Here is a 17,302-nt window from a genome sequence, read left to right on the forward strand (position 1 = left end):
CACAGCACCAAAGTGTACGTATGCACTTTGGCTGTTGTGGTCTCTTTTTCTATTTACACACCGTGACAACAAGGAGGAGCAATAATGAAACATCAATTTTCTAGTCTTGAAAGAGATCGCATGCTGACAGACATGACGAAACAAACATACGATTTATTTATTATCGGCGGAGGAATTACAGGAGCGGGAACGGCTCTTGACGCGGCATCAAGGGGAATGAAGGTCGCGCTCAGCGAAATGCAGGATTTCGCGGCGGGAACATCAAGCCGGTCAACGAAGCTTGTTCATGGCGGCTTGCGCTATTTAAAACAATTTGAAGTGAAAATGGTGGCCGAGGTCGGGAAAGAACGGGCGATTGTTTATGAAAACGGCCCGCACGTCACGACACCGGAATGGATGCTGCTTCCGTTTCATAAAGGCGGCACATTCGGCTCATTCACAACTTCTATCGGTTTAAGAGTGTATGACTTCTTAGCAGGTGTGAAAAAGTCAGAACGAAGAAGCATGCTTTCTGCAAAGGAAACGCTGCAAAAAGAGCCATTGGTGAAAAAAGACGGCTTAAAAGGCGGCGGGTATTATGTGGAATACCGTACGGACGATGCGAGACTGACAATCGAAGTCATGAAGGAAGCGGTAAAATTCGGGGCAGAGCCTGTGAATTATTCCAAGGTGAAGGAGCTTCTTTACGAAAAAGGCAAAGCAGTCGGTGTATTAATTGAAGATGTGCTGACAGAGAAAGAATATAAAGTGTACGCCAAAAAAATTGTCAATGCGACAGGCCCTTGGGTCGATCAGCTCAGAGAAAAAGACCATTCGAATAACGGAAAGCATTTGCAGCATACAAAAGGCATTCACCTTGTATTTGACCAGTCTGTCTTTCCGCTGAAACAGGCGGTATACTTCGATACGCCTGACGGACGTATGGTATTTGCGATCCCTCGTGAAGGCAAAACATACGTGGGAACGACAGACACCGTTTACAAAGAGGCGCTGGAGCATCCGCGAATGACAACGGAGGATCGCGATTACGTCATCAATTCAATTCATTACATGTTCCCGGAGCTGAATATCACTGCGAATGACATTGAATCCAGCTGGGCGGGGCTGCGTCCACTGATTCATGAAGAAGGCAAAGACCCTTCTGAAATTTCACGGAAAGACGAGATTTGGACATCTGACTCAGGTTTAATCACCATTGCCGGCGGGAAACTGACCGGATACAGAAAAATGGCGGAGCATATCGTCGATCTTGTGAATGATCGTTTGAAAGAAGAAGGCGAAACGGACTTTGGTCCATGTAAAACAAAAAACATGCCAATTTCAGGCGGACACGTCGGCGGTTCAAAAAATCTCCTGTCCTTCGTGACGACGAAAACAAAAGAAGGAATCGCAGCCGGCTTATCAGAAAAAGACGCAAAACAGCTGGCGATCAGATACGGCTCCAACGTAGAACGAGTCTTTAACCGAGTGGAACCGCTGAAAGATGAGGCGGCGAAACGCCACATTCCGGTTCATATTCTTGCTGAGGCAGAATACAGTATAGAAGAAGAGTTGGCCGCAACACCTGCTGACTTCTTTGTCCGCAGAACGGGACGTTTATTTTTTGATATCAATTGGGTAAAAACCTATAAAGATGCCGTTATTGATTTTATGAGCGAGCGTTTCCAATGGGATGAGCAGACGAAAAACAAACATACAGAAAACCTCAACAAGCTTTTACACGATGCGGTTGTGCCGCTCGAACGATAAATCATAACGGGCTGTCTCTCAGCCCGTTATTTCTGTTTAAGGCCGAAAGCGCCGAATCCAAGGATTTCAAGTGACAGAGGCACTCGCTTCATATTAAAATAACGGCATAAGCTAATACATAGGAGGACGAATATGACTTGGAGAAAGAGCTATGAACGCTGGAAACAGACAGAACATTTAGATCCGGAGCTAAAGGATCGCCTCACTGAATTAGAAGGGAATGAACAGGCTCTTGAAGACTGTTTCTATAAAAACCTTGAATTCGGCACTGGCGGGATGCGCGGAGAAATTGGGGCCGGAACAAATCGGATGAATATTTACACTGTGCGCAAAGCGTCAGCCGGGTTTGCGGCATACATCTCCCAGCAAGGTGAGGAAGCGAAAAAACGGGGCGTTGTCATTGCTTATGATTCCCGCCATAAATCGCCGGAGTTTGCGATGGAAGCGGCAAAAACACTTGCGACACAAGGCATCCAAACATACGTCTTTGATGAGCTTCGCCCGACGCCGGAGCTGTCATTCGCTGTCAGACAGCTGAATGCCTGCGGAGGGATTGTGGTGACGGCAAGCCATAACCCGCCTGAATATAACGGCTACAAAGTATACGGAGATGATGGCGGCCAGCTGCCTCCAAAGGAAGCGGACATCGTCATTGAGCAGGTAAACGCGATTGAAAATGAGCTGACAATCACAGTCGACGATGAAAATACGTTAAATGAAAAGGGCTTAATCAAGATCATCGGTGAAGATATTGATAAAGTCTATACAGAAAAACTGGCTTCTATTTCCGTCCATCCTAAATTATCCGGAGAAGTTGATGTAAATGTTGTTTTCACACCGCTGCATGGAACAGCCAATAAGCCTGTCAGACGAGGTCTTGATGCACTCGGCTACACCAATGTAGCGGTTGTCAAAGAACAGGAGCTGCCCGATGCAGACTTCTCTACTGTTACCTCTCCAAATCCGGAAGAGCATGCGGCTTTCGAATATGCCATTACACTCGGGGAAGAGCGGAACGCAGATATTCTCATCGCGACAGACCCTGACGCTGACCGCCTCGGCATCGCGGTGAAAAACGATCAAGGCAAATATACAGTGCTGACAGGCAACCAAACCGGAGCGCTGCTGCTTCATTACCTGCTTTCTGAAAAGAAAAAACAAGGCACCCTGCCTTCAAACGGCGTTGTCCTCAAAACAATTGTCACAAGTGAAATTGGGCGCGCGGTCGCTTCTTCATTCGGTCTTGATACGATTGATACGCTCACAGGCTTCAAGTTTATCGGTGAAAAGATTAAGGAATACGAGTCATCAGGCCAGTACACGTTCCAATTCGGTTATGAAGAGAGCTATGGTTACTTAATCGGCGATTTTGCCCGTGACAAGGACGCCATTCAAGCGGCGCTTTTGGCAGTTGAGGTTTGCGCATTCTATAAAAAACAAGGGATGTCGTTATATGAAGCGCTCATCAATCTCTTTAACGAATACGGTTTTTATCGTGAAGGGCTGAAATCCCTGACGCTGAAAGGAAAACAGGGAGCAGAGCAAATTGAAGCGATCCTTGCATCCTTCAGGCAAAACCCGCCGAAAACGATGGCTGGCAAACAGGTTGTGACAGCCGAAGATTACGCTGTAAGCAAACGGATGCTTCTGGCGGAAAACAAAGAAGAAGCGATTGACTTGCCAACATCGAACGTACTGAAATACTTCCTGGAAGACGGGTCTTGGTTCTGTCTTCGTCCTTCCGGAACCGAGCCGAAGGTCAAATTCTATTTCGCCGTAAAAGGAACATCTTTAGAAGACAGTGAAAACCGTCTTGCCGCTCTTTCTGACGATGTCATGAAGACGGTAGACGACATTGTAGAGGCTACAGCTAAATAGTATAAGGAAAGCTGGATCATTGTATATGATCCGGCTTTTTTTCATCCAAAAGTCTGAAAGAAAATCATCCCCCAGGCGAAGTAACGAATGACATAAACTGGTATAATCTTAAATAACAAGACCAATGCCGGAGTGAGAGACGTGACCAAAACGAGGATGGAAAAATTAAAAACGCTGAAAACGATTGCCGAAACCTTAAACCAAGGGCACGATGTCAAAGCGACACTGGATGAGGTTTTAAAAGAATTGCTGAGTCTCACGAACCTTCAATCCGGCTGGATTTTTCTAATCGAAGAAGACGGTTCATATACGTTAGCGGCTGACGCCTATCTGCCCCCGGCTTTAAGCCGCAAGGAAAAAGTTCTGATGTGCGAAGGCGAGTGCTACTGCCTGACGAAATTCAATACAGGCGGGCTCAGAAGGGCGGCGAATATTATGAACTGCAAACGCATAGAGTCAGCCAAAGAGCTCCACTGTTTTGACACAGAAGGGATTACGCATCATGCAACGGTGCCTTTAGAAGACGGAGACAGGAGATTCGGATTGTTAAATGTAGCGGCGGCCGGAAAAACCATGTTTGATGAAGGAGAGCTGCATTTGCTCGAGTCTGTCGCCTATCAGATCGGAACGGCGATTCAGCGCATGAAGCTTTCTGAATATAAACAAAAAAATGCTCTGTTAATGGAGCGCAACCGCCTCGCTCAGGAACTGCACGATTCTGTCAATCAAATGCTGTTTTCCGTCAGTTTAACAGCCAAAGCGGCAAAGACGCTAACAAAAAATGAAGATTTGCAGCAGATGATTGATTTTATTCAAAACCTATCACAGGACGCGCTAGCAGAAATGAAAGCGTTAATTTGGCAGCTCCGCCCCGGAGGATTGGAAAAAGGGCTGTCTGAAGCCATTAAAAGCTATGGCGAGCTCATCGGTTTAAATGTCATGTTTACACAAAAAGGCTGTCCGGTTCTTACTGATGAGCAGGAGCATATGCTGTGGCGCATCGTACAGGAAGCTTTAAATAACTGTAAAAAGCACGCCGGAACTGATACGGCGTATATTAGCCTGACTGCTTCTTCGTGCCAGGCAGAGCTGGATATAACCGATCACGGGGCAGGGTTTCGCTATGAAGCGCATACCGGTCTGCCTTCATTTGGCATTAAGGGAATGAAAGAACGGGCGGAACAAGCGGGCGCGGCATTTTTGATTCAGTCAGACCTTCAAGCGGGGACAAAGGTGTCTGTCAGGCTTCCGCTAACCGATCAGAAAGGAAGGGCTAAGCAATGAAAATTGTAATTGCAGATGATCATCATGTTGTCAGAAAGGGGCTTCGTTTTTTCTTTGCCACCCAGGGTGATATTGAAGTTGTTGGCGAGGCTGCAACCGGAACAGAAGGACTTCGTGTCATTGAGGAAACAAAACCCGACCTTGTGCTGATGGATCTGTCCATGCCCGAAATGGATGGGATACAAGCCATAAAAAAAGCAGTGCAGCAATTTCCGGGGATCAATATCATTGTGCTGACGAGCTACTCCGATCAGGATCACGTCATCCCCGCGCTTCAGGCGGGAGCGAAGGCATATCAATTAAAGGATACAGAGCCCGAGGAATTGTTGAAAACACTAAGGCAAGTGCATGCCGGCCAATACAAGCTTTCTTCAGCTATTATGCCCCATGTGTTGACACATATGAGAAATCAGCATGATCCGGCAAAAGAAAAATTTTATCAATTGACACGCAGGGAAAAGGACGTTCTGAACGAAATTGCGAACGGGAAATGCAATAAAGAAATCGCGGCAGCCTTGTTTATTTCAGAAAAAACAGTGAAAACCCATGTGTCGAATCTTTTAGCAAAACTTGAAGTGGCCGACCGCACGCAAGCAGCGCTTTTCGCAGTGAAATATAACCTGAATGGAGAGATCGTGACATGAACATGTTAGTGATAAATGGCTCACCCAGAAAATATGGCAGAACAAGAATAACCGCATTTTGTATTTCTAAGCTGTATCACACGGACCTGATAGATCTAAGCGGGTTTATATTGCCGATTTTTAACGGTGAAGCGGAGCAATTAGAACATTTACAGGTACAGGAGCTAAAGCGGCGGGTTGCCCAAGCGGACGCGATTGTCTTATTATCGCCTGAATATCACAGCGGAATGAGCGGTTCTTTAAAAAATGCGTTGGATTTTCTTAGCAGCGAACAATTCAAATATAAGCCTGTTGCTTTATTAGCAGTGGCGGGAGGCGGAAAAGGCGGCATTAACGCCCTGAACAATATGCGAACTGTGATGCGGGGTGTTTACGCCAATGTGATTCCGAAGCAGCTTGTGGTTGATCCGGTGGACATTGATATTGAAAAGGCTGCATTGACGGAACCTATAATGAACATCATAAAAGAGCTCATCCAAGAACTTAGCATGTTTGCAAAAGGAAATCCCGGCGTTTAAACGCCGGGATTTGTTTATGTGAGCAAGGCTAATTGGTCTTCGTATGTCAGCTCTGTGGCATGATCAATATAACGGAGAAGGGAATACAGCATCTTTTCCAGGACGGCGTAATCCTGTTCAAAATGATAAGCGTGCAGAAAATGCTCGATTCGTTTTGATAACAAATCATCCTCTGTACGCACCATTAAAATTAACAAATTATCCCATTGAGAACGGTGGGTGTAATACAGCGCTTTATCGTAATCGGCATAATCCATGAATCGCTTCTCCTTTCTTGTGTGAGAAGTTCATGATTAGTTTATGCCGCATCCCATGTTATTGACGTTGCAAAACTTGGCGTCTGCGGCAGTACAGGGTAGCAATAAGAGGGAGACATAAAATCAAAATGCCTGAATTAAGCCATTGCTTTTGGAAAACCTATGAGAGAACGTAATCTAGGCACAGGAGACTGAAAATATGAAATCTCTGCCGTATTCCATTGCGCTGCTTTTTTGCGGATTGATCATTGTATCAATGGCTGCAAAAGGGCAATCAGCGGACACAAACGAATCTGTTCAAAAGTGGGAACAGCTCGCCTGGAGCAGAATTCAGGATGAATATAAGCATGCTTCATTTTCTGATTACGCTTATATGGGGCGGACTGAGGTGAATGATCAGCAAACAAAAGATGTCTTTCGGGTGACGGTCAGACAGAATGACGACACCTTTTCTGTTCGGGCCGAAGTCTATTTTCATCCGGTGACAAAACATATGATCAGCATTAACGTTTTCCGGCTCTAATCAAAAAACTGTACAGCCGCTAAGGCCATACAGTTTCTGCTTTAGAAATATCGTTTTGCACCGAGATAGCGCTGTTTCCAGTAAGAGTTGTTCATATTGGAAATGACAACTCCAGAATCATTGGCGTTAATGAATTCCCCGTTACCGAGATAAATTCCGATATGAGAAGGGCCGGCTTTATATGTTGAAAAGAACACGAAGTCTCCGACAGCAGGCTGGCTGACAGGCTTCATTGTATTCCAATATCCGGCTGCCGTTAATCTTGATACGGATGTGACTTTGTTCAGTGCATAGTAAATGAAACCGCTGCAGTCGAATCCGGCTGGTGTCGTGCCTCCCCAGCGATACGGAACGCCAAGCTGTTCTTTAGCGGCGGCGATCATTGTATTAATCTTCGCGCTTGTTGAGCTGGACGTGTTTGAAGAACCGGATGAGGAAGAGTGGGAAGCTTTCCCGTTAATGACCAGCTTTTGGCCAACCTGCAAGACATCCGTTTTTAGATTGTTTTTTTCTCGAATTTGCTGCGCTGTTACGTTAAACTTTTGGGCAATCACCCATAAAGAGTCGCCGCTTTTCACCGTGTATGTAGTTGTCGCCGTGCCAGAGCTTGCATTTGACGAAGAAGACGATGACGGTGTGGAAACGCCTGAAGATGCTTTACCTGTCAGCTTCAGCACTTGTCCGACGTATAGCGTATCGGATTTCAGGCTGTTGCTGTTTCGAATTTGCTGTACAGTCAGGTTATAGTTGTTTGCAATTTTCCAAAGTGAATCTCCGCTTTTTACAGTATAAGTCTTTGTTGCTGAAGGTTGGCTCGAATGAGATGAAGTGTCTTTGGAAGACGTATCAGAGCCGCTTGATTTTGTTTTCAACACTTGATTCACATAAATGGTATCTGATTTTAAGTGGTTCAAGACCTTTAGTTCGGCGATGGACATGTTGACTTTGTTTGCGATTTTCCAAAGCGAATCGCCAAGCTGCACCTTGTATGTTCCGGCAGAAGATGAAGAGCTAGAGCTCTTTGTGGAACTGCTCTTTGTACTGGAACTAGAACTGGAGCTTGAAGAAACCGTGCCGGACACCTTTAATTTCTGCCCTGCACGAATCATATCGCTGCTGAGTCCGTTTAATTTTTTTAGTTCCTGCACCGTCATTTTATACTCATTTGCGATCAGCCAAAGTGAATCACCGCTTTTCACTGTGTAAACAGAACTTCCGCTCTTTTTGGTTGTTGAGCTTGAAGTAGATGAAGTTCCGGAATTGCTGCCTGGAATGGTAAGCGTCTGGCCGATCGACAGAACGGTAGTCGAAAGATGGTTGGCGGATGTGATGGCTGCCACGCTTGTATTGTAGTTTTGGGCCAGTTTCCATAAAGAATCTCCACTTTTGACCTTAATCGTTGCTGCTTCAGCTGGTGTGACTGCTAAGGTTGTGCTGACAATCGCAGAAGCTGTCAGCCCTGCTGCTAATTTCTTTTTCATCTGAGCTCTCCTTTTTCCCCCACTGATTTGAATTTGCTATTTCTTTTTTATATCGGCAGCTTCGTCTTATCGTTTTGCCTTTTTTAAAAAACAGCCCAATTTTCTTATCAAAAAGGGGGAAAAAGGACATAAAAAAAGAAGGAATCTATATTATTCCTTCATTCTTAAAAGCTTCATGATATCTTCCTTGTTTTTGACAAGGTCGCGCAGTGTATAGTTGTCTAAAACCGCAAGATAGGCCATAAGCGCTTCATTTAACACATGCTTCAGGCCGCACACCGGAGAAATGACGCAGAGATTCTTGTTCGCATCAAAACACTCAACAATATTAAAATCGTCTTCCGTGTTTCTGACAACCTCACCGATATTGATGTCTTCAGGGGCCATGCCTAATCGTATGCCGCCGCCTCGTCCGCGTATCGTTTCTACGTAGCCGAGCTGGCCGAGCCTGTAGATGACTTTCATGAGGTGGTTTTTTGAAATAGAATACGTTTCGGCAATCTGTTTTATGTTTGAAAGTTCTCCCGGACGTTCTGCCGCCAGAAAAATCAGCACTCTTAATGAATAATCTGTATAATTCGTTAATTTCATAATAAGACCTCGGCATAAGACATTTTCTATATCTTATCATAATCGATTGAAGAATGAAAAAAAAGGAATTTAAACAAACGTGCACCCAGTTTGGGCGCACGTTTTTGGTTTACATGTTATGCGGCGGATTTTGGTTTTTGCCGTTTTTATCGATTTCAGTGTTTTGCATTTTGCGTTCAAATGCAGACAGATAACGTGATGCAAAATCCTTTCCGCCAAGGCCGAAGGATAAACCGAAAGCGAGGGAGAAGCCGCTAAGCACGATGATGAACGCGGAATTGACGATCGTGTCAGCGACACCAAGCTGATCCAAGGCCATAAAGAAAGCAAGTGCGATAATTGTATATTTGGAAATCGCTGCCAGAGACTTGAATTCTTGACCTTTAATGATGCTCGAAAGCACTTTTCGCACCAATTCTCCAGCGTAGAGGCCGATTCCAAGAATGAATACGGCGACAAGGACATTCGGCAGATATGCGATAATGCCAGTTGCAATCTCTACGAGGAAATGGAGCTGAACAATTTGCAGGGCCTCGGCTGTGAACAGCAGGATGACAATGATTTGCGCAATCATACCGACAATTTGAGACAGGGACAGCTTTGCAGATGTTCCCGTTCCCATGCCCATTTTTCCTAACATAGAATCAAAGCCTGCGCGATGGAGCAGTCGGGACACCATGCTGTTCACCCATTTTCCTGCCCATATACCCGCTAAAACAAGCACAATGGCAATGATGATGTTCGGAAGCATGTTCAAAATGCTATTGAGCATAGAGACAGCCGGTTTCGAAATGCCGGCGACATCCAGCTGATCAAGCGCTGAAATGACAACCGGTATTAAAATCAGCACATAAGCGATTGTTCCGATGACCGCAGAAAGGCTTGTATCTTTTAAGTAAACAGATAAACCCATGCGTGCGGCGAATCGTTCCGTTCCGATGCTTGCAAGGAAATTTGTAATGATGTCACGAACAAGACGGGCTACAAGCCAGCCAATTAAAACGATAAGCGCGGCTGCAAATAATTTCGGCAGAAAAGCGAGCACGCTTTCTATCATATTTGTAAACGGATCTGAGATGCCGCTGATTTTTAAAGAAGATAAGACCCCCGGCAGGAAAACAAGCAGCACGAGATAAAAGACAACTTGTGAAGCGGCATTGACTGCCTGATGAATATCTTTTCCTTCAGAGACCACATTCCACTTGCGCAGCTTGTCACTCGTGTTCAGCTTCATCCCCATTTTTTTGACGAGGTAGCTCAAAACAGAGGCTGCAGCCCATCCTAACAGCAGAATGAGTCCGGCTTTCAGCACGCTTGGGATAGCCGCGGTAATGGCGGAAAGCATGCTGACAAACGGTGATGCCACTGTTGTCAGGTGCAAAATGTTAAAGAATAAAATAAAGACGATAATCAATGCGATAAAATAGACGACCTTGCTTATGACTTTTTCAGAGGAATAGCGTGATGGCTTTTTCCCAGCAAAAAGCTTGTCGTCAATTCTTGTTTTTCTGAGCCCTTTGTATACCGCTTTTTCAATGATTTTAGCGATAGCCCATCCGATTAATAAAACGAGTAGTGCAATGATTAAGTTTGGCAGCTTACTGAGATAAGAAGAAAGCATGTCTGCTACATTCAATTGGTATCGCTCCTTTTTTCGTAATATGGTGTGTTATTACCCATTGGCAAAATCGGCAAACAGCTGAATGTGCTGGGTGAATTTTGTCTTGCCCAAGTGCGGCTATCATCTTTTGCCAGGCGGGCTCATACATTATAGATAAGTCCAAGTAGGGGGGATTCGGTTGAACGCGGAGGAGAAGAAGGAATTACAGCGGGCAATTGAGGAAATTACCGAAATCGCAAAAGGATTCGGCCTTGATTTCTACCCGATGAGATATGAAATCTGCCCGGCTGAAATTATTTATACATTCGGCGCGTACGGGATGCCGACAAGATTCAGCCACTGGAGCTTCGGCAAGCAGTTTCATAAAATGAAGCTGCATTATGATCTTGGATTAAGCAAGATTTATGAGCTGGTCATTAACTCAGATCCGTGCTACGCTTTTTTGCTGGACAGCAACTCACTGATCCAAAATAAATTGATTGTCGCTCACGTTCTCGCCCACTGTGATTTCTTCAAAAACAACTGCCGTTTCCAAAACACGAAGCGCGATATGGTGGAAAGCATGGCGGCAACGGCCGAGCGGATTAAGCATTATGAACAGGTTCACGGGATAAAGGAAGTAGAGGCTTTTTTAGACGCGATCCTATCGATTCAGGAGCATATCGACCCTTCATTGGTCCGTCCGAAGCTCCTATGGAGTGTGGATGATGAGGAAGATGAAATGGAAGAGGCAGCAACACCGTACGATGATTTATGGTCTTTGGATGAAAAGAAACAGAAAAAACAGATGAAAAAATCGAAAAAACCTTTCCCGCCGCGGCCGGAAAAGGATATTCTGCTTTTTATCGAGGAGCATTCCCGGGAGCTGGAGCCGTGGCAGCGTGATATTTTAACGATGATGAGAGAGGAAATGCTTTATTTCTGGCCTCAGCTGGAGACAAAGATTATGAATGAAGGCTGGGCTTCCTATTGGCACCAGCGAATTATACGGGAGCTTGATTTAACCTCTGATGAAGCGATCGAGTTCGCCAAGCTCAATGCCGGGGTTGTTCAGCCATCCAAAACAGGCATCAATCCTTATTATTTAGGGCTGAAAATTTTTGAAGACATCGAGGAGCGGTACAATAACCCGACGGATGAAATGAAGAAAATGGGCGTTCAGTCTGACTCGGGCCGGGAGAAAATGTTTGAGGTCAGGGAAATTGAATCCGATATTTCTTTCATCCGCAATTATTTAACAAAAGAGTTAGTCATGCGCGAGGATCTTTATTTGTTTCAAAAACAGGGCAGAGATTATAAAATCGTCGATAAAGCGTGGAGGTCGGTGCGCGACCAGCTCGTGAGCATGCGGGTAAACGGCGGGTTTCCGTATTTGACAGTAAACGACGGCGACTATATGAAAAATAACGAGCTCTATATTAAGCATTGGTATGAGGGCATAGAGCTGGATTTGAAATATGTAGAGAAGGTGCTCCCTTACTTATTCCAGCTATGGGGCAGAAGTGTGCACATCGAGTCTGTGCTTGAGGATAAGGAAGTCATGTTTTCGTACGACGGAAAAGGTGTTCACCGCAGGTATTTATAAAAAAAGAGGATGCAGCGTTCTGCATCCTCTTTATTTTCCTGTTTTCAAAATCTTAAATATAATGTTTGCCTGATCGGTGTTGTTCATCAGTCCTCGGAATTTTTCTTTTCCGGGGCCGTACGCGTAAACTGGCACTTTTTCACCGGTATGATCGGTACTCGTCCAGCCGCTGTTAGATCGTGTGTTAAACATCTTGATGATGGCTTTGTAGGCGCCTTTGCTTTTGTCAGCCTGCGCAGCGGCTTCAACGTTTTTGATTTCTTCTGGTGTGAATTCTAGATTTGTATAGCGGGCGAGCACATCTTTGACCGGCTTGCCTTCACTAATTTTTTTTGCCATAAATTCAGGTGTTTTTTTCGCGGCGAGAATCGGCTCTGCGTGCCAAATCTTTTCGCCGTTTGCGCCAATCGCAAATCCGCCGGTTGTATGGTCAGCGGTTGCGATAACGAGTGTATGTTTATCTTTTTTCGCAAAATCAATCGCAGCTTTATAGGCTTTTTCAAAGTCTTTAACCTCGCTCATGGCTCCTACTGTATCATTATCATGGGCCGCCCAGTCGATTTGGCTGCCTTCGACCATCAAGAAAAATCCCTTTATATTTTGGTTCAGGCGGTCGATTGCTGAAACCGTCATGTCTTTGAGAGACGGTGTTTTGCTGTCACGATCTAGCGCTTTGGCAAGCCCTCCGTCTGCGAAAAGCCCGAGCACCTGCTGATCTTTATTTTTCTTCAGGGCTTGTTTTGTTGTCACATAGCTATAGCCGGCTTGTTTAAATTCCTTCGTCAAATTTCTGTCCTTGCGATTAAAATAGGATTTTCCGCCGCCAAGCAATACGTCTATTTTTTGTTTGCCTTTTATTTTGTCATCCATATAGCTGTTGGCGATTTGGTCCATGTTTTTCCGTGATTCATTGTGGGCGCCGTATGCGGCTGGTGTAGCGTGATTCATTTCAGACGTTGCGACGAGCCCGGTCGACTTTCCTTGCTGTTTGGCTTCTTCAAGCACAGATTTCACTTTTTTTCCGTTTTTATCGACGCCAATGGCATTGTTATAAGTCTTTACGCCTGTCGCTAATGCTGTTCCAGCGGCTGCTGAATCTGTAATGTTATGGTCCGGATCATCCGGATGCGTCATCATCATGCCTGTCAGGTTACGGTCAAATTCGGTCAGCTTCGGGTTATTTGGTGTTTCCCCGTTATTTTTCATGGATCTGTAGGCGTTTAAGTAAGGTGTTCCCATGCCGTCACCGATCATCACAATGACATTTCTGATCTCATCTTTGTCTTGTTTTTTAGCACTTGCTTTTTCGGTCTGCTGCAGTTCTGCCCCGGCGAATATTCCGGCTGTAAGCACAGAAACAGCTGCGATTGGCAGCACTTTAGATTTCATACTCTGAAACAAACTCATTTTTTACATGCCTCCCTTTTATGTATTCTATTTGTCACGTTAGGGGAATTTTGTTTAATATGGTTATTCATCGTGTAAACATGAAGTAAAGCATTGTAAGGAAATGAAAACTGCTGTTTCGTTATCTTGCCTTTTTTCATTTAAACCATTCGTTTTTCTGAAAAATCTTTACCTCTTTGTTCTTGCGTGATAAGTTTATTTAAATAAAAAAACTGCGAATAACCGCAGCTTTCCTCGAATCTTCTTTATGTCTCACTCTTCCGCATGTGAGTTACTCCTCATATATTCCCACTAATTTCCTCCATCGTGAACAATAGCCTAATGAACATGACAAAAGTTCGCGTTTTTTGTCACCTTTGAAATAAAAATGAAATATTTTATACCCTTAAAAACTTTTTTTAAAAACGAATAATTAAGTAATTTGTCATATGAAGTCAAGACTATTTCTGTTGGGAGTCTATCCTTATAATAGAAAGCAATAAGATTAATTTAAAAAAGAGATACATATATAGATATAATTATTTGGGGAGGAAAATATGAAAAAGCAAATCGTTACAGCTACGACAGCAGTGGTTCTAGGATCGACATTATTTGCAGGAGCGGCATCTGCACAAAGCATCCAGGTGAAAAAAGGCGACACGTTATGGGGAATTTCGAGAAAATACGATACAACCATCAGTAAGATTAAATCAGAGAACAGCCTACGTTCAGACACGATTTATGTGGGGCAGACTTTATCGATTAACGGTAAAACGTCAAGTTCAAAAAGCAGCAGTTCTTCCAGTTCTTCATCTTCTACATACAAAGTAAAGAGCGGGGACAGCCTTTGGAAAATTTCGAAAACATATGGCATGACAGTCAGTGAACTGAAACAAATGAATGGATTAAAGTCAGACTTGCTTCGTATCGGACAAGTCCTGAAACTGAAAGGTTCAACAAGCTCAAGCAGCTCTAGTCCATCGAAGGTATCAACGTCTTCCAAGTCCACTTCCACTTATAAAGTGAAACGCGGGGACAGTCTGTCTAAAATCGCAAAGCAATACGGCACGACAGTTAGTCATATAAAAAGCTTGAACGGCTTAAAATCAGATATGATCTATGTCAACCAAGTGTTGAAAGTGAAAGGAACAAGCACAAGCTCAAAAACTGTTTCTTCCGGCTCATCATCTTCAAGCAGCAAAGCATCATCTACTACATCACTTAATGTGAGCAAGCTGGTTTCTGATGCAAAGGCGTTAATCGGAACGCCATACAAGTGGGGCGGAACAACGACTTCCGGCTTTGACTGCAGCGGATTTATCTGGTACGTGCTGAATAAACAAACAAGTGTGAGCAGAACAAGCACTGCGGGATACTGGAGTTCTATGAAGAGCATTTCCAGCCCGTCTGTCGGTGATTTTGTCTTCTTCACAACATATAAATCAGGCCCTTCTCACATGGGGGTTTATGTTGGTAACAACAAATTCGTTCATGCAGGATCTAATGGTGTTCAAATCAGCAGTCTGGACAACAGCTACTGGAAGCCTCGCTACCTTGGAGCGAAAAGATTCTAATGTTAAAGGAAACCCGTTCATAGGAACGGGTTTTTTTCATTAGACGGAGCACATTCGCTTTGGTTGCTTCTAAAAATGAAAATGTGATAAAAAATCCAAGAATTTTTTTTCTTTCTTATTTTCATAGAGGGCGATTGCATAAGCGCCGGCATAGGGCAGAGAAACAGATTGATAAGGGATTTTGATCATCTGTTTTTCTGCTAATTCACGATTTACTGTAGATAAGGGCAGAAATGAAACTCCGAGTCCTTCCTTGATAAACCGTTTCGTTATATGTGTTTGAGTGACTTTCATTGTTCTCACAAATGGAAATGTCACTCTGACTTGACGGAGCAAGTCGTCCCAGTAATCAGGATGATTGTGGGTCAAAAGCAGGTATTGCTCAAGCAGCTCTTTGGCATCAATTTCTTTGTCTGCCATAAAACGCTGATCAGGCGGAGCGACAAGGACGACAGGATCTTGATATAAGCAGTGGCAGGTTAAAGAGGAGGACTGTACCTTCAAACAGCTCAGTCCAATATCTGCTTCCCCGGCTTTAATCAGCGACGCGATTTCCGCCGACTCAAAAATCGTAACTGCGATTTCTGTTTCTGTATTTATTGCTGTGTATCGCTTCATGACAGATGGAAGCACAGTATCTGCGATAAGGGGAGAAACCGCGAGCCGCAAGGTTTGAGAGTAGCCTTGTCTCACTCTGTGAAGCTCTGCCATGCTGTTTTCGTAATCATCAAGCAGCCTGAGCGCATACGGCAAATAAGCCCTGCCTTCATCAGTCAGCTGGATCTGCCTGCCCTTTCGTTCGAACAGTTTGCAGCTGATTTCTTTTTCTAATTGCTTGATATGTACGGTTACAGTGGGCTGAGATAAAAAAAGCGTTTCCGCCGTTTTCCGGAAGTTTTCATATTTCGCAGCGGTTACAAAGGTGTGAAGCCATTTGAAATCCATTTCTATTCTCCCTCTGATTAATATTTTTAATTAATTCCCTTTAAAATATTCAATATTTTTTAAATATTATATTTACTATAATAACAGAAAAGGATAGGGGGAATACAAATGGTACATTACGGATTAAAGGGAATTACATGTGTGGAAACAGCGATCAGCCATATTGACGGTGAAAAAGGCCGCCTGATTTACAGAGGCCATCATGCCAGAGACATCGCACTCAATCACAGCTTTGAAGAAGCCGCTTATTTGATCTTATTTGGAAAGCTTCCTGTATCGGAAGAATTACAGACATTTGAAGATCAGCTGGCTGCTGTGCGGCATCTGCCGGAACACATCGAGCGTTTGATTCAATCACTGCCAAACAACATGGACGACATGTCGGTGCTGCGGACGGTTGTTTCAGCACTGGGGGAAAATACGTACACGTTCTATCCTAGAATAGAAGAAGCTATCCAGCTGATTGCCATCACGCCTTCCATTATTGCGTATAGAAAACGATGGGCGCGCGGTGAACAAGCCATTGCACCATCTTCCGAGTACGGACATGTCGAAAACTACTATTATATGCTCACAGGTGAACAGCCTTCAAAGGCAAAAAAGAAAGCGCTTGAAACATATATGATTCTGGCCATGGAGCACGGCATGAACGCATCCACTTTTTCGGCACGTGTCACATTATCTACAGAGAGTGATTTAGTGTCAGCCGTTACTGCCGCTCTTGGCACGATGAAAGGCCCGCTCCACGGAGGCGCCCCTTCTGCGGTGACAAAAATGCTTGAAGACATTGGAGAAAAAGAACATGCTGAAGCATATCTGAAGGAAAAACTCGAAAATGGAGAGCGCCTGATGGGATTCGGCCACAGGGTGTACAAGACGAAGGACCCGCGGGCAGAAGCTTTGAGACAAAAAGCAGAAGAGGTGGCCGGCCATGACCGCGATCTTGATCTTGCGCTGCATGTGGAAGCAGAAGCAATTCGTTTGCTTGATATCTACAAACCGGGACGCAAGCTGTACACAAATGTTGAGTTTTATGCGGCGGCTGTGATGAAGGCGATCGATTTTGATGATGAATTGTTTACACCAACCTTTTCAGCAAGCCGAATGGTAGGGTGGTGCGCCCATGTGCTGGAACAGGCAGAAAACAACATGATTTTCCGCCCATCGGCGAAATATACAGGCGCCATTCCTGAAGAAGTTCTTTCATAACATCTTTTGCCGTTTATTTGCTTCTATGACGTGGTAACGTTCAGTATCAAACACATG

Annotated in this window: 15 protein-coding genes; 9 read left to right on the top strand and 6 right to left on the bottom strand. The window is 44.5% G+C overall.

Features of this window, described 5'->3' with window-relative positions; all coding sequences use genetic code 11:
- Positions 1-81 precede the first annotated feature (81 nt).
- The 5 genes from glpD (at position 82) to SC79_RS00400 (ending at position 6,073) form a co-directional block, all read left to right on the top strand.
- Positions 82-1,749 (top strand): glycerol-3-phosphate dehydrogenase, encoded by a 1,668-nt coding sequence (gene glpD, locus SC79_RS00380; RefSeq protein ID WP_082022481.1) that lies wholly within the window; start codon positions 82-84, stop codon positions 1,747-1,749.
- A 132-nt stretch (positions 1,750-1,881) separates the two neighbouring features.
- Positions 1,882-3,627 carry a phospho-sugar mutase gene (locus tag SC79_RS00385; RefSeq protein WP_039073387.1) on the top strand — a complete coding sequence of 582 codons (1,746 nt, stop codon included), beginning with the start codon at positions 1,882-1,884 and terminating at the stop codon, positions 3,625-3,627.
- A 141-nt stretch (positions 3,628-3,768) separates the two neighbouring features.
- Entirely contained in the window at positions 3,769-4,911 is a 1,143-nt protein-coding gene (locus tag SC79_RS00390; protein ID WP_039073388.1) for a GAF domain-containing sensor histidine kinase, read from the top strand.
- Positions 4,908-5,555 (top strand): response regulator, encoded by a 648-nt coding sequence (locus tag SC79_RS00395; RefSeq protein WP_039073389.1) that lies wholly within the window; start codon positions 4,908-4,910, stop codon positions 5,553-5,555. The genes SC79_RS00390 and SC79_RS00395 overlap by 4 nt, the downstream gene beginning before the upstream one ends.
- Positions 5,552-6,073 carry an NADPH-dependent FMN reductase gene (locus SC79_RS00400; RefSeq protein WP_039073390.1) on the top strand — a complete coding sequence of 174 codons (522 nt, stop codon included), beginning with the start codon at positions 5,552-5,554 and terminating at the stop codon, positions 6,071-6,073. The genes SC79_RS00395 and SC79_RS00400 overlap by 4 nt, the downstream gene beginning before the upstream one ends.
- A gap of 14 nt (positions 6,074-6,087) precedes the next feature.
- On the opposite strand, the gene SC79_RS00405 is transcribed toward SC79_RS00400, so the two are convergent.
- A complete protein-coding gene (locus SC79_RS00405; RefSeq protein WP_003224139.1) occupies positions 6,088-6,330 on the bottom strand; it encodes a YhdB family protein in 243 nt (80 codons plus the stop codon).
- A gap of 199 nt (positions 6,331-6,529) precedes the next feature.
- Between SC79_RS00405 and SC79_RS00410 the strand changes: the two genes are divergently transcribed.
- Positions 6,530-6,853 carry a YqzG/YhdC family protein gene (locus SC79_RS00410; RefSeq protein ID WP_039073391.1) on the top strand — a complete coding sequence of 108 codons (324 nt, stop codon included), beginning with the start codon at positions 6,530-6,532 and terminating at the stop codon, positions 6,851-6,853.
- Positions 6,854-6,894: 41 nt separating this feature from the next.
- On the opposite strand, the gene SC79_RS00415 is transcribed toward SC79_RS00410, so the two are convergent.
- The 3 genes from SC79_RS00415 to SC79_RS00425 form a co-directional block, all read right to left on the bottom strand.
- A complete protein-coding gene (locus SC79_RS00415; protein ID WP_039073392.1) occupies positions 6,895-8,334 on the bottom strand; it encodes a peptidoglycan endopeptidase in 1,440 nt (479 codons plus the stop codon).
- Positions 8,335-8,484: 150 nt separating this feature from the next.
- Entirely contained in the window at positions 8,485-8,925 is a 441-nt protein-coding gene (gene nsrR / locus SC79_RS00420) for a nitric oxide-sensing transcriptional repressor NsrR (RefSeq protein ID WP_039073393.1), read from the bottom strand.
- A gap of 109 nt (positions 8,926-9,034) precedes the next feature.
- Positions 9,035-10,561 (bottom strand): mechanosensitive ion channel, encoded by a 1,527-nt coding sequence (locus SC79_RS00425; RefSeq protein WP_039073394.1) that lies wholly within the window; start codon positions 10,559-10,561, stop codon positions 9,035-9,037.
- Positions 10,562-10,724: 163 nt separating this feature from the next.
- Here SC79_RS00425 and spoVR point away from each other — a divergent pair, with 163 nt between their 5' ends.
- On the top strand, positions 10,725-12,131 hold the full coding sequence (gene spoVR, locus SC79_RS00430; RefSeq protein WP_039073395.1) for a stage V sporulation protein SpoVR: 1,407 nt from the start codon (positions 10,725-10,727) through the stop codon (positions 12,129-12,131).
- 30 nt (positions 12,132-12,161) lie between these two features.
- Here the strand turns inward: spoVR and phoA are convergent, their stop codons facing one another.
- The gene (gene phoA, locus SC79_RS00435; protein ID WP_039073396.1) at positions 12,162-13,538 is read right to left on the bottom strand and encodes an alkaline phosphatase PhoA; all 1,377 of its coding nucleotides are present in this window, start codon (positions 13,536-13,538) and stop codon (positions 12,162-12,164) included.
- Positions 13,539-14,074: 536 nt separating this feature from the next.
- Here phoA and SC79_RS00440 point away from each other — a divergent pair.
- Positions 14,075-15,091: a C40 family peptidase gene (locus SC79_RS00440; RefSeq protein WP_039073397.1), complete on the top strand. Its 1,017-nt coding sequence runs from the start codon at positions 14,075-14,077 to the stop codon at positions 15,089-15,091.
- Between the two features lie 69 nt (positions 15,092-15,160).
- Here the strand turns inward: SC79_RS00440 and citR are convergent, their stop codons facing one another.
- Positions 15,161-16,036: a transcriptional regulator CitR gene (gene citR, locus SC79_RS00445; RefSeq protein ID WP_039073398.1), complete on the bottom strand. Its 876-nt coding sequence runs from the start codon at positions 16,034-16,036 to the stop codon at positions 15,161-15,163.
- A gap of 108 nt (positions 16,037-16,144) precedes the next feature.
- Here citR and citA point away from each other — a divergent pair, with 108 nt between their 5' ends.
- Complete coding sequence (gene citA / locus SC79_RS00450) at positions 16,145-17,245, top strand: citrate synthase CitA (RefSeq protein WP_039073399.1); 1,101 nt, start codon at positions 16,145-16,147, stop codon at positions 17,243-17,245.
- The last annotated feature ends 57 nt before the right edge of the window (positions 17,246-17,302 follow it).

The sequence above is a fragment of the Bacillus sp. MSP13 genome (genome assembly GCF_000815295.1).
In the GTDB taxonomy this organism is placed as follows: Bacteria; Bacillota; Bacilli; order Bacillales; family Bacillaceae; genus Bacillus; species Bacillus vallismortis.